This window comes from Microbacterium sp. GbtcB4 (assembly GCF_019091465.1).
Lineage (GTDB): Bacteria > Actinomycetota > Actinomycetes > Actinomycetales > Microbacteriaceae > Microbacterium > Microbacterium paraoxydans.
Window position 1 is genome coordinate 35,994 of sequence record NZ_JAGXJJ010000002.1, and the last position, 12,509, is coordinate 48,502.

The following is a 12,509-nucleotide window of genomic DNA, read 5'->3' on the forward strand; positions in this document are numbered from 1 at the left end:
CATCCGGGGCCTTCGTCGTCGCTGCGTTACTTGATGCGCGAGGTGACGTTCTCGGCGTCGAACTCGTAGACGCCGATCGCGGCACCCTTCGGGTCGTTGTTCTCGTCGAACGTGATCTCGCCGGAGAGACCGTCGTAGTCCGGCGTGCCGCCGTCGTTGATGATCGCGGCGCAATCGGCGAAGTTGTCGCACTTCTCGCCGTCACCGTCACCGCCGGAGACGGTGATCATCTCGGCCGCGATGTCCGGGCCCTCGACCGAGCCGGCCTTCAGCGCCGCCAGGGCGATCAGCACCACAGCGTCGTACGCCTCGGCCGAGTAGGTCACGGCGTCGATCGGGTCGTTGCCCTCGGCCGTCCAGACCTCGTTCAGCTGGTCGAGGAAGTCCTGCGGCAGCTCAGCACCGGCACGGGTGCCCTTCGAGCCCTCGAGGCTGACCGAGACGTCCGAGCCCCAGTCCTTGAGGTTGCCGTCGACGAGGTACAGGGACCCGGTGTCGACCCCGGCGTTGCCGAGCAGCGGCGCGATGGTGGCGAACTGGTCGTAGGAGACGACCGCGACCGCGTCCGGGTTCGCCGCGGCGATCTCCGAGACCTGCGCGTTGAACTGACCGTCACCCTGGTTGTACGACGCGTCGGCGACGACCTCGCCGCCGGTGCTCTCGAAGGTGGCCTTGATCGCCTCGAACAGCCCCGTGCCGTACGGGTCGTTCTGGTAGATGATGCCCAGCGTCTTGTGGCCGTCCTCGGCGATCTCGTTGCCGAGGACCTCGCCCTGGAGGTTGTCGCTCGGCGCGGTCCGGAAGTACAGCGGATTGATGCCCGTGAAGTCCGGCGAGGTGTTCGACGGGGACACGGTGAGGATGTCCGCGCCCGCGTTGCCGTCGAGGATCAGCTTGGTGACGCTGGAGGACGCCGCGCCGATCATGGCGGTGATGTCGTCGTTGCGCAGGTTGTTGATGGAGGTCTCGTAGGCCTTGTTGTCGAGGTCGCCCTCGTCGGCCGTGCTGACGTCGATCGTGATGCCGGCGTCGGCCTCGTTGATCTGGTTGACGGCGAGCTGGACACCGGCCTCCATCGGCGCGCCCAGGAACGCGAGCGTGCCGGTGGCCGGCAGCAGCGAACCGAGCTTGAGCGTCAGGTCGGCGGCCGGCTTGTCGCCACCCCCGTCCGACGGCTCCGCGTTCGGCGTGCTGCTGCAGCCCGCGATGATGAGGGCGGAGGCGCTGACCAGCGCGATCCCGGCGAAGATCCTCGCGCTGCGCGAGCCCTTCAGTGCGTTCATGATGCTCCCTTGCGTAAACGAACGTGGATGGTGACCACAGTCGGGTGCTCTAACACTAGGGCGTGCGCCCCGCGCGCAGGAGGGGCAAGTATCTCGGTGCGTTAACGATCCAGGACCGCTGTTTCCGCCTGCGAGCGGGCGGGATCAGAACCCCGCGGCGGGGGTGTCCCGGCGGCCGCGCCGCGCGGCGAGGAGCAGATCGACGACGAAGACCGCGATCGCGATCCACACCAGGACGAACCCGATGCAGCGCTCCGGTGGCATCGGCTCCTGGAGCACGGCGACCCCGATCACGAACTGCAGGACGGGGGTGAGGAACTGCAGCATGCCGATCACGGCGAGGTCGACCCGACGCGTGCCGGCCGCGAAGAGCAGCAGGGGGACGGCTGTGGCCACACCCGCGAACGCCAGCAGCACGGCGTGCGACCAGCCCGCCGTTCCCATCGTCAGCCCGACGGGCGTCGTCGCCACGATCACGAGCTGCACCACCGCGATGGGGATCAGCCAGAACGACTCGAGCGTCAGCCCGCTGACCGCGTCGACGGCGGGGCCGATCTTCTTCTTGATGAGCCCGTACAGGCCGAAGGAGGCCGTGAGCGTCAAGGCGATCCAGGGGACGTGGCCGTACGCCACGACGATGACCACGACCGCGATGGCCGCGATCCCGACGGCCACCCACTGCAGCCGGCGGAGGCGCTCCTTGAGCACGAAGACGCCGAGCAGCACCGTCGTGATCGGGTTGATGAAGTAGCCGAGCGCCGTCTCCACCACGTTCCCGCTCAGCGTGCCGAGGACGAAGACCTGCCAGTTGACGTAGATGAGGAGGCCGGCCAGGGCCGTCCACCCCAGCAGTCGCGGACTCCGGACGATCGCGAGGAAGGCGGCCCATCCTCGGGTGACCGTGAGCAGCAGGAGACAGAAGACGAAGGAGAGCAGCACCCGCCAGGCCACGACCTCCCACGGACCGGTGGGCTGCAGCAGGAGGAAGTAGAGCGGCAGGACGCCCCACAGCAGGTAGGCGCTCCCGGCGTACGCGACGCCCGCCGTCCGGGTGGCGCGGCTCGTCTCGGGGGTCACCGCACAACCCTATGCCCGCGAGGACCGGGGCCGCGCCGCTCAGGATGCCGAAGAGGGCCCGGATGCCGAAGCATCCGGGCCCTCTTCGAACCGGGCTCCCATCCGGCGTGCGGAGGGAACCGGGTGTGCGATCAGCGGACGACGACCGCCAGGACGTCGCGAGCCGACAGGACGAGGAACTCGTCTGCACCGAACTTCACCTCGGTGCCGCCGTACTTGCTGTAGAGCACGCGGTCGCCGACGGCGACGTCGAGCGGAACGCGGTTGCCGTTGTCGTCGATACGGCCGGGGCCGACCGCCACGACCTCGCCCTCCTGGGGCTTCTCCTTGGCGGTGTCGGGGATGACCAGGCCACTCGCGGTGGTCTGCTCGGCCTCGACCTGCTTGATGACGATGCGGTCCTCGAGCGGCTTGATGGAAACCGACACGGTCTACCTCTTCTTTCTTGACGCTGACACGAAAGACTCGTTCGCACTCTCAACCCGAGAGTGCTAATGCCAGTGTAGGCGGTCGGCTGGCACTCATGCAATGCGAGTGCCAACCCGGGTCGGGGCGGCGAGCGCGCCGTAGGCTGGGAGGGTGGAGATGTCCGAGCTGCGCGCCCTGCTGACCCCCGCCGGCCTGGAGCTGCTCGATGCGCTCGGGCCGGTCACCTCCACCGCGGAGGCCGCAGCCGCCGTCTCCCGGCTGCGGGCTGCGGGACACTCCCGCGACCTCGTCTCCGCCGTCGTCGGGCAGGCGCACCTGCGCGCCAGGGCCACGGCGAAGTTCGGCCCCTTCGCCGCCCGCATGCTCTTCACCCGCGCGGGCCTCGAGCAGGCCACCCGCCTCGGCGTGGCCGCCCGCCACGCCCAGCGGATCCGCCGAGCCGGCCTCACGAGCGTCGCGGACCTCGGCTGCGGGATCGGCGGCGACGCCCTCGCGTTCGCCGGCGCGGGACTGGCGGTCCATGCGGTGGACGCCGACGAGGTGACCGCTGCCCTCGCCGCCTACAACCTCGCCCCGTTCGGCGACGACACCACGGTCCGGCACGCCACGGCGGAGGACGCGCTCGGAGAGCCGGTCCCCGGCCAGGCGATCTGGATGGATCCCGCCCGCCGCACCTCCGGACACAGCGAGACCCGGCGCGTCTCCGCCGACGACTACTCGCCTTCCCTCGACTGGGCGTTCGCCGTCGCCGCGCAGCGCCCCACCGGGATCAAGCTCGGCCCTGCCCACGACCGCGACGCCCTGCCCACGGACGCGGAGACGCAGTGGGTCAGCGCAGACGGGAGCGTCGTCGAGCTCGTGGTGTGGTCGCGCGAGCTGGCGAGGGAAGGGGTCCGGCGCTCCGCACTCGTCATCCGCGGCGAGCGCTCGCACGAGCTCACCGGCGCCGCAGACGCCGAGGACGCTCCCGTCCGTGCACTCGGGGCCTTCCTGCACGAGCCGGACGGCGCCGTCATCCGGGCGCGTCTCATCGGCGACGTCGCCCGCAGCCTGGACGCAGGGATGCTCGACGCGCGCATCGCCTACCTCACCTCCGATGCGGCCCTGACGAGCCCGTTCGTGCAGTCCTTCCGCGTCCGGGAGACGCTGCCGATCACGCCGAAGACGATCAACGCCGCCCTGAAGACCCACGGCATCGGCCGCATCGAGATCAAGAAGCGCGGGGTGGACGTCGATCCCGCGGCCTTCCGGCGCAAGCTGACCCTCCGCGGCGATGCTGAGGCGACCCTGATCCTCGCCCGATTCGGCGATCAGCGCCGCGCGATCCTCGCCGACCGGGTGCCCGCCGCGGACTGAGGACGGTCAGTCCTCCGACTCCCGGCCCGGGATGTCGACGCGGATCGGATCCCCGGGCGGCCCGGTGGTCACCAGGTACGACTCGCCCGTCGCTTCGTCGACCACGGCCGGGCCTGAGGTCACGGTGAGGTAGGGCGTCTGCCAGCGAGTGAAGTCCACCTCGATGACGGATGCCGACAGCAGCTCCCCGGTCTCCTGGTCGACGTCGAGCAGCTGTACGCGGAGCCCGGACTGCACCGCTTCGTCGATCGTGGCGCACTGGCGTGAGCCGTCGGCGTCGACGATCAGGCAGCGCTGGGAGGGCCCGCTCTCCGTGCTGCGGTCGCCGAGCCAGACCGGCTGCTCGCGGAAGGACCCGAGGACGGAGAGGTTGAGGTCGTAGCCGTCCCCGACGAGCTCCTCCGCCCTTGCGCGCTCCGCCTCGCCGAACTGGGCGACGAGCGTGGAGCTGCCTCCCCAGCGCTGGATGCTCACCATCGGCTCGTCCGTGGTAGAGAAGAGCATGACCGCCGTCACGCTGTCGAAGGAGAAGGAGTCCTCGGCGTCCGCTGCGGAGGACGGGACGGGGAGCGAGGCGTACAAGCCCGGTCCCGCCTCCTCCCCCGCCAGACAGGTCGACTGGGAGTCCGTGCCGACGTCGAGGATCAGACACCGGCTGGCCCCGTCGTCCTGCGTGGCGAACCAGGCGAGCGCGCCCTCCGCCTCCGCCACCGGACGCACGGAGCCGGGGTCGTAGCCCTCACCGGCGAGTGCGATGCGCCGGTCCTCCTGCGCCTCCGTCAGGCGAAACGCGTCCGACCGCGGGGCGAACAGCGCCCACCCGGCCCCCACGCCGATCGCGAGGAGAGCCGCCGACGCCACGAGCACCGGCACGAGACCGCGGCGGTTCACGGCCGACGCCTCCGTCCGGGAGACGTCGTCCGGGGTGGCCGGAGGGGTGTCCTCCGCGGCCGGCACGTCCTCCGGCGCCGGGCGAGCGGTCACGGACTCCGGCGCGTCATCGCCCACGGATGGCGATTCCATCGGCTCGTCCTGCGCGAAAGGGGTCAAGCGACGATGTTCCTCCTGAAGCTCCTGAAGCCGACGGGCCGCTGCGGCGTCGAGCCCGCCGTCGCGGCCGTACGCCGCGCGCTCCAGCGCCCGGCGCTCCGCTGCCGCGGCGTCCTCTCCGTCAGTCTCCGCCCGCACCGGCGTCGCTCCCCTCGCGGATGATCGTGAAGGACGGCACTCCCGCGCTGGTCGGCAGCTCGTACGTCGTCACCTGCCCGGTCGTCGCGTCCGTCACCTGCAACCGCAGCCGCCCGTCGTGCTCCGCCAGCGTCTCGGTCTCCTCGCAGGCCATCGGAGCGTCGGCCGTCGATCCGTCGTAGACGAGACAATGCCGCCCCGAATCCTGCGCGGAGGCCGTCCAGATGGGGACATCGTCGTCGTACCCGACGACCCAGATGGAGTTCGGGTCGAACCCTTCCTCGACCAGACGCGCGGCCGCGCGGGTCTCCGCCTCGTTCGCATAGGTGATGCCGCCGCCGTCACCGATACCGTACTCCGAGACGTCGACGCTCACCGCCGGTTCGCCGTCCGGCGTGAGGATCAGCTGAGCCATGATCTGGCGCGTGTAGTCGTCGTCGCGCTGCGTCGTCACCTCGCCCCACAGGCCTTCCTCCTGCACGGTCTCGCGCCGATTGCAGCTCGGCGTCGTGCTCTCCGCCGACCGGAGGACCAGGCAGATGCTCGCGCCGCCGTTCTGCGTCGCCGTCCAGACGACCGCGTCGTCCTCCGTGGCGAGCGCACGCACCGAGCCGGCGTCGTACCGTCCGGACGCGACGAGCTCGGACTGCCACTGCTGCTGCGTGGAGCTCAGGGCGACGGCTGCTCCGCCGGTCCGGCCGAAGGCCAACCAGCCGATGCCGACACCGAGCAGCAGCACCACCACCGCGGCGAGCACGCGCGTCCCGAGGAGACGGCCCTGCCCCGCCCGGAGAGTCGGGGAGTCGGTCCGGGCGGTCGCGACCTCCTCGGATTCCTCCTCCGGCATCGCGGAATCGCCGCCGGGGGCCGGAGGTTCGTCGTCGTGCGGACCGGACGAGGCCCCGGAGGATGGCGGAGGGCCGGGGGGCCGGGTCTCCTGGACGGGATCGGTCATCGACGCGGACGCGGGCGGCCCCGCCGAGCGTGTCCGATGGGAATCCTCGAGCGCGCGCAGCCGGGCGGCCTCCGCGGCGGTCAGCGCCCCGCCGGGCCCGTACGCCTTGCGCTGCAGGGCCCTGCGCTCCTCGACGTCGTCGTCGTCCGTCATGGCCACCCCGCCTAGCCGAGTCTCTCGAACTGCATGCCCGCCCAGACCAGCCATCCCAGGCTGTACACGGTCGCGCACAGACCCAGCACGAGCGCCCAGCGCGCGATCGCGCGGTTCTCGACGGGGCGGCGCAGCGACATGATCGCGGCGATCACGGCGACGACCGCGACCGGGATCCCCCACCCCACGAAGAACGATGCGCCGAGAGCGACGATCGCCGCGAGCAGCGCCCACGGGGCCAGGCGGGTGTCGTCGACGACGGCCGGCTCGACCGCAGGCTCCCACCCCTCGTCCTCCCCGTGGTCGAGGTCGGGTCCGCTGACGACCACCGGTTCGATGCCCACCGGACCCGTGGGGAGCTTCGTGTACCCCTCCCGCGGGGCTCCGGGAAGGCGCGCCGTCCCCGCCGGACGTTCGACCTGCCCGCTCGCGCGCTCGACCCGCGCACGGGGCGTGGCCCCGTCCGGCTCCGGTCCGCGCGCGAGCCCGCTCACGCCGGCACCGCCTCCGCGACCTGGATCTCGGTGACCGGCAGCGTCGAGTCGGCGCCGAAGCCGAGCGTCGAGGCGGGGCGCCCCGACGCGATGAGCTCAGCGGCGAGCGCGGCGATCATGGCGCCGTTGTCCGTGCAGAGGGAGAGCGGCGGGATGCGCACGGTGACCCCGGCCTCGGCGGCCCTGGCCAGCGCCACCTCGCGGAGCCGACGGTTCGCGATCACACCGCCGCCCAGGAGCAGCCGCGGCACCCCGAGGTCGGCGCACGCGTTGAGCGCCTTGGTGACGAGGACGTCGACGACGGCCTCCCGGAAGCTCGCGGCGATGTCGGCGATCGGCAGCTCGCGCGCGTCGGTGCCCGCGGCGGCGTTCTCGGCCTCGAAGCGCTCGATCCAGCGGGCGACGGCGGTCTTCAGCCCGGAGAACGAGAAGTCGTAGCGATGCTTCGCGAGGTCGGAGGCACGGGAGAGCCCGCGCGGGAAGCGGATCGCATCCGGGTCTCCGCCGACGGCGGCCCTGTCGATCTCGGGGCCGCCGGGATACGGCAGGGACAGCAGCCGGGCGACCTTGTCGAAGGCCTCGCCCGCGGCGTCGTCCACGGTCTCGCCGAGCAGCTCGACATCGGTCGTGAGGTCGCGCACGTGGAGCAGGGAGGTGTGGCCGCCGGAGACCAGCAGCGCGATCGTCGGGTACTCCAGCGGCGCCGCATCCGGGGTGAGGATGTCGGCGGCGATGTGGCCGACGAGGTGGTTGACCGCGTACAGGGGCTTGTCCAGGGCGACCGCGAGTCCCTTCGCCGCCCCCACGCCGACCATGAGCGCTCCCGCGAGGCCAGGGCCGCTCGTCACCGCCACCGCATCGAGGTCGGCGAGGCGGACGTCGGCCTCGGCGAGGGCGGCGTCGATGGCCGGCTGCAGCGCTTCGAGGTGTGCGCGGGCGGCGACCTCCGGCACGACGCCGCCGTACCGGGCATGCTCGTCCATGCTGGAGGCGATCGTGTTGGACAGCAGCGTGCGGCCCCGCACGATGCCGATGCCGGTCTCGTCGCAGCTCGTCTCGATGCCGAGCACCAGGGGCTCACTCATGCGGTCGCCTCCTCCGGCGTATCGGCGGGCGCCGGATGGCGGCGCAGGTCCAGACGCATCACGATCGCGTCGACGTCGTCCGGCTGATAGTAGCGGGGGCGCCTGCCGATCTCCTCGAAGCCCTCCGCGCGGTACAGGCCCTCGGCCGGCGGGTTGTCGGCGCGCACCTCGAGGAACACCTCGTGCGCACCCCGGGCCGCGGCCGTCCGCAGCAGGGCACGCAGCAGCGCCCGCCCGCGTCCCTGTCCCCGGACCTCGGCGAGGAGGGCGATGGTCTGGATGTCGGCGTCCGCGCCGCCCTGCAGGACCCTGACCCCGCCGTAGCCGACGATGGCCCCGCCCTGCTCGTCGACGAGGTAGCGGCCGTGCGGGCTCGCCAGCTCGCTCGCCATGGTGTCCCGGCTCCACGCGTCGGTCGGGAACGAGCGCTCCTCGATGGCCATGATCGCGTCGAGGTCGGCCGGCCTGGCGTCCCGGAGGGTCATGCGCCCACCTTCTTCGGGGCACCGGGCAGGGTGACGTCCGGGTGCCGCAGGTAGAGCGGCTCCTCGCCGGCGAGGACCCTGCCGGCGGCGAGCGCCCGTGCCCCCACCCGGGCGAGGTCGACCGCGGACAGCGTCGTCACGTCCACCCGGCGGAGGCCCGCGAGGTGCTCGTCGGCGTCGGCGGCCCGCACGAGCACGGTGTCGGCGATCGTGCGCGGGATCCCGTCCTCGTCCTGCCCGTCGAACACGGTGACGGCGACCTCGCGGCGGCGGGCGTCGGTGACGACGGCGAACGGTCCGGTCACGGTGGCCTGGATCGTGAGAGCGGCCGCCGTGTGGCTCGGGACCGGGACGACGGAGACGCCGCGGCCGAGGGCGAACGCCCGCGCGGTCGCGATGCCGATGCGCAAACCGGTGAACGGGCCGGGCCCCATGCCGGCCACGACGTGCGTGATGCCGTCGGATCCGCCCTCGCGGAGCACGTCGCGCACGAGGTCGCCGATCACCTCGGCGTGGCCCAGCGGATCGGCGGTACCGGCCTCGGCACGACGCGTCCCATCCGGGTCGATGAGGGCGACGGCGGTGCCAAGGGAGGTGTCGACGGCGAGGATCACCTCTCCAGGGTAGTCGTCACCCCGCCCGTCACGGCCGGCGCCCCGGCCCCGCACGGGTCAGCCCAGCGGCGCCCGCACGGGGTAGTCCTGGCCTTCGAGGATGACCTGCGTCGCCGCTCCCGTCGCCCGGTTCACGACGACCGGCGCCAGCAGGTTGACGCTGACACCCTCGGCGGCGGGGTGGGCGACCACGAGCACGAAGGCGTCGTCCGCCGAGGAGAGCGCGAGGTCGGCGACCTGCGCGTCCGTGAGGATCGGCGCATACTCCGTGAGGACGGTGTTCGGGTCGACCAGGTAGAGCCGCAGGGCCTCGTCCTCGACCGCCCGCATCGCGAAGAGCCCGTCCGCGCCCTCGACGGGCACGAGGGCGAAGTCCACGTGCGGAGCCAGGCCGGGCGGCGGGGCCGTGAAGGTGAGCGCGGCGGTCATCGCAGGAAGTCCATCAGCGACGGCTGCAGCACGCGCGCGTTCACCGCGAGCGCCGAGCGGTACACGAGCTCCTGCGCCTGCAGGCGGATGAGCACCTCGACCGAGTCGACGTCCTCGACCGCGGCGCGGCGGGACTCGAGGGACACGGAATTCTGCACTGCCGCCTCCTTGGCGCGTTCGATCTGGGCCTGTCTGGTGCCGACCGCGCCCTGCACGCCCAGCATCGCCGTGCGGCGGTCGTCGATCTCCGCGAGCCGTGGCCCGACGTTGGTGCCGGAGCGGAGGTCGGCGACGATGCGGTCGACGAGGGCGAACACCGAGTCGTCGCCCGTGCCGAACACCGCCGCCCCGTCGGTGTCGACGCGGACGGCCGCCGCATCGGACACGCGGCGCGTGACCTCGGAGCCGGCGACACCGCTGTACGAGTAGTCGGCGGCGAAGGCCGCCGTGTCCGAGGTACCGGCGAACACGGACCGCCCGAGCAGCCGGGTGTTCGCCTGCGAGAGCAGCTCGTCGCGGATGCCCTCCAGCTCCACCGCGAGGGCCTCCTTCGCCGCGGCGTCCAGCGCCCCGTCGTTCGCTCCCTGCGCGGTGAGGTCCCGCACCCGCGAGAGCAGGGAGGTGCTGGAGGTGATCGCCGTGTCGGCCGCGGTCACCCACGCCAGGCCGTCGTCGATGTTGCGCGCGTACTGCTCGGTGCGTCGCTGCTCGGCGTGCAGGGCGAGGGCGGCGGCGGCCGCGGCCGGGTCGTCCGAGGGGGCGGCGAACGCCTTCTGCGACGTCGCCTGCTCCTGCAGCCGGGCGAGCTCGGAGAGGTTGGACTGCAGCTGGCGCATCGCCGTCTGCGTCATGGTGGTCTGGGTCACGCGAGAGATCATGGAGCTTCTCCGATCAGCGTCCGACGACGCCCGTGCGGTTGATGAGGACGTCGAGGGCCTCGTCGACGGCGGTGAGCACGCGGGCCGCTGCCTGATAGGCGGTCTGGTAGGTGAGGAGGCTGATCGTCTCCTCGTCGCCGTCCACGGCCGCGACGGACTGCTGCGCGCCGACGGCGCCGACCGCCGCCGCATCCGAGACCTTCGCGCGCTGCACGTCGGCCGCGGTGGCCACGCCGAAGCGGGTCACCTGGTCGGTCCACAGCGCATCCGGAGAGGTCGCGCGTTGCCCGATCTGAGAGATGAGGTCGGCGTTGGTCGCGTCCTTGGAGCCGGCTCCGGGCGCGGCGAGAGCGAGCTCGGCCGCCGTGGTGACGGCCACCTGCAGCCCGAGCGCGGCGGAGCCGGTCGCCGGGAGGGTGAAGAAGTCGCCACCCGGCTGTCCGGATGCCGTCACACCGGCGCGGTGCTGCGCATTGAGCGACTCCGCGAGCGCCGTCGCCACCCGGTCGTAGGTGGCGGCGAGCTGTGCCAGCATCCCGCCGTCCGCCGCGGGGGCGAGCACCGCGAGCGAGCCGCCGAGCTCTCCGCCGTCGACGACGAGGGGCAGATCCGGCACCGACTCCCAGGCGACCCCGACGCGCGGAGCACCGTCGATCGTCGCCGAGCCGGTCAGCGCGAGGTGACGGGCGTCGCCGCCGGCGACCAGGGCGTTGCCGCCGAGGCGCACCGTGAGCGTGCCGTCCGTCTCCAGCGTCGCCGTCGCGCCGGCGAGCCGGGCCACGTCCTCCGCGAGCAGGTTGCGGCGGTCGGTGAGCTCGTTGGCCGAACGCCCCGAGGCCAGAGCCTCGCGGATCTCGCCGTTCAGCACCGCGATCTGGTCGGCCGCGGCGTTGACCTGGCTGACGGTGCGCTCGGCGGTCCCCCGGGCGGCCGTCCACTGCGCGGCGACCGTGCGATAGCCACCGGAGATGTGGGCGGCGAGCTCCTTCGCCGACTCCAGGATGCTCGCGGCCGCGGCACCGGAGTCCGGGGTGTTGGCGAGGTCCTGCCAGCCGGCCCAGAAGTTCGTCAGCCGGTTGGCGAGCCCCTTGTCCGTCGGCTCCGCGAGCGCCGACTCGGCGGTCGTCGCGGCGAGCGCGCGCGTGGCCCAGTAGCCGGAGGCGCCGAGGGTGTCGCGGACCCGGGCGTCCAGCAGGGCGTCGCCGAGGCGGGACACCCCGTCGATGGAGACGCCGTGTCCGGGGAGCGCGCCCATGCTGAAGCGCCCCGTCTGCGCGACGGCGGCGATGGAGGAGGTCTCGACGCGCTGCCGCGTGTACCCCTCGGTCTTCTGGTTGGCGATGTTCTGCCCCACCACATCCATGCCCCGCCGCGCGGCGGCGAGGCCGCTGGCGGCGGTGGTCAGTCCACTGAAGGTCGACATGAATCCCTCTCGGTCACATCTCGGTGTCGATGATGCGGGCGGCGTCCTCGCGGGCGCGGTCGCCGCGGGTGGTGTATTCGCCGCTCTCCTGGCCGAGAGCGGCGATCGTCTCCTGGGTGGCGCGAAGCACCCCGCTGAGCTGTTCCGCGGCGGCGTCGCGCATCTGCTCGACCTCCGCCGTCAGCTTCACCAGCGCGCGCATGTGGTCGGTGAAGACGTCGCCCCAGGCCCCGTCCGGAGCGTGCTCGATGAGCTGGCCGATCGTCGCGTCCTGAGGAGCCCCCCACTCCTCGGCGACACCGGCGACCTCGACGGCCCTGGCCAGGCTCGCGGCGCGCAGGCGGTCGAGCACCTGATCGATCTCCCTGGCCGCGAACTGGATCCAGTGCGACCGGCCGGCGGCGAGCAGCAGCTGTTGCTCGTCGAGCTTGAAAAGCAGCATCTCGAGCAGCTCGCGCTCGCGCCAGAGCTGCATCGATAGTTCGTTGGCTCCCATGATCCCCTTGTCCCCAGCGATCCCCCGCCCCACGCAGGTGCGATCGGCCCGCTTGTTAACGGTTCATAAATCTCTATCGGCCGCCGCGCCCCTAAGGTTACTATGTGGACTGGCGGCGGTTAGTGCTCCCCATGGACATATCCCGGACCTTGTGATATGACCAT

14 protein-coding genes are annotated in these 12,509 nt (G+C 72.3%); 1 reads left to right on the forward strand and 13 read right to left on the reverse strand.

Annotation, left to right across the window (positions count from 1 at the left end; genetic code table 11):
- Positions 1-26 precede the first annotated feature (26 nt).
- The 3 genes from KVS71_RS03955 to groES form a co-directional block, all read right to left on the reverse strand.
- Entirely contained in the window at positions 27-1,283 is a 1,257-nt protein-coding gene (locus KVS71_RS03955) for an ABC transporter substrate-binding protein (protein WP_060923111.1), read from the reverse strand.
- 144 nt (positions 1,284-1,427) lie between these two features.
- Positions 1,428-2,360, reverse strand: coding sequence for an EamA family transporter RarD (rarD, locus tag KVS71_RS03960; protein ID WP_217583950.1), 933 nt, complete (start codon positions 2,358-2,360; stop codon positions 1,428-1,430).
- 131 nt (positions 2,361-2,491) lie between these two features.
- The gene (gene groES, locus KVS71_RS03965) at positions 2,492-2,788 is read right to left on the reverse strand and encodes a co-chaperone GroES (protein ID WP_017203655.1); all 297 of its coding nucleotides are present in this window, start codon (positions 2,786-2,788) and stop codon (positions 2,492-2,494) included.
- Between the two features lie 151 nt (positions 2,789-2,939).
- Between groES and KVS71_RS03970 the strand changes: the two genes are divergently transcribed.
- Positions 2,940-4,145, forward strand: coding sequence for an SAM-dependent methyltransferase (locus tag KVS71_RS03970; RefSeq protein ID WP_217583952.1), 1,206 nt, complete (start codon positions 2,940-2,942; stop codon positions 4,143-4,145).
- A 6-nt stretch (positions 4,146-4,151) separates the two neighbouring features.
- Here KVS71_RS03970 and KVS71_RS03975 read toward each other — a convergent pair whose 3' ends face one another.
- Genes KVS71_RS03975 through flgN form a run of 10 tightly spaced genes read right to left on the reverse strand, consistent with a single transcriptional unit; the run spans position 4,152 to position 12,345 of the window.
- Positions 4,152-5,333 carry a hypothetical protein gene (locus KVS71_RS03975; protein ID WP_217583954.1) on the reverse strand — a complete coding sequence of 394 codons (1,182 nt, stop codon included), beginning with the start codon at positions 5,331-5,333 and terminating at the stop codon, positions 4,152-4,154.
- A complete protein-coding gene (locus tag KVS71_RS03980) occupies positions 5,317-6,441 on the reverse strand; it encodes a hypothetical protein (protein WP_105949357.1) in 1,125 nt (374 codons plus the stop codon). Before KVS71_RS03980 ends, KVS71_RS03975 begins: the two co-directional genes overlap by 17 nt.
- An 11-nt stretch (positions 6,442-6,452) precedes the next feature.
- On the reverse strand, positions 6,453-6,935 hold the full coding sequence (locus KVS71_RS03985; RefSeq protein WP_060923329.1) for a hypothetical protein: 483 nt from the start codon (positions 6,933-6,935) through the stop codon (positions 6,453-6,455).
- Positions 6,932-8,020 carry a tRNA (adenosine(37)-N6)-threonylcarbamoyltransferase complex transferase subunit TsaD gene (gene tsaD / locus KVS71_RS03990; RefSeq protein WP_144880721.1) on the reverse strand — a complete coding sequence of 363 codons (1,089 nt, stop codon included), beginning with the start codon at positions 8,018-8,020 and terminating at the stop codon, positions 6,932-6,934. The genes KVS71_RS03985 and tsaD overlap by 4 nt, the downstream gene beginning before the upstream one ends.
- Positions 8,017-8,505, reverse strand: a complete 489-nt coding sequence (gene rimI, locus KVS71_RS03995) for a ribosomal protein S18-alanine N-acetyltransferase (protein ID WP_217583957.1) — start codon at positions 8,503-8,505, stop codon at positions 8,017-8,019. The genes tsaD and rimI overlap by 4 nt, the downstream gene beginning before the upstream one ends.
- On the reverse strand, positions 8,502-9,119 hold the full coding sequence (gene tsaB, locus KVS71_RS04000) for a tRNA (adenosine(37)-N6)-threonylcarbamoyltransferase complex dimerization subunit type 1 TsaB (RefSeq protein ID WP_217583958.1): 618 nt from the start codon (positions 9,117-9,119) through the stop codon (positions 8,502-8,504). Before tsaB ends, rimI begins: the two co-directional genes overlap by 4 nt.
- Before the next feature lie 57 nt (positions 9,120-9,176).
- Positions 9,177-9,548, reverse strand: coding sequence for a flagellar assembly protein FliW (locus KVS71_RS04005; RefSeq protein WP_217583960.1), 372 nt, complete (start codon positions 9,546-9,548; stop codon positions 9,177-9,179).
- Positions 9,545-10,414: a flagellar hook-associated protein FlgL gene (flgL, locus tag KVS71_RS04010; protein WP_306304914.1), complete on the reverse strand. Its 870-nt coding sequence runs from the start codon at positions 10,412-10,414 to the stop codon at positions 9,545-9,547. Before flgL ends, KVS71_RS04005 begins: the two co-directional genes overlap by 4 nt.
- A gap of 25 nt (positions 10,415-10,439) precedes the next feature.
- Entirely contained in the window at positions 10,440-11,849 is a 1,410-nt protein-coding gene (flgK, locus tag KVS71_RS04015) for a flagellar hook-associated protein FlgK (RefSeq protein WP_217583962.1), read from the reverse strand.
- Between the two features lie 13 nt (positions 11,850-11,862).
- On the reverse strand, positions 11,863-12,345 hold the full coding sequence (gene flgN, locus KVS71_RS04020) for a flagellar export chaperone FlgN (RefSeq protein WP_025104341.1): 483 nt from the start codon (positions 12,343-12,345) through the stop codon (positions 11,863-11,865).
- Positions 12,346-12,509: the final 164 nt, after the last annotated feature.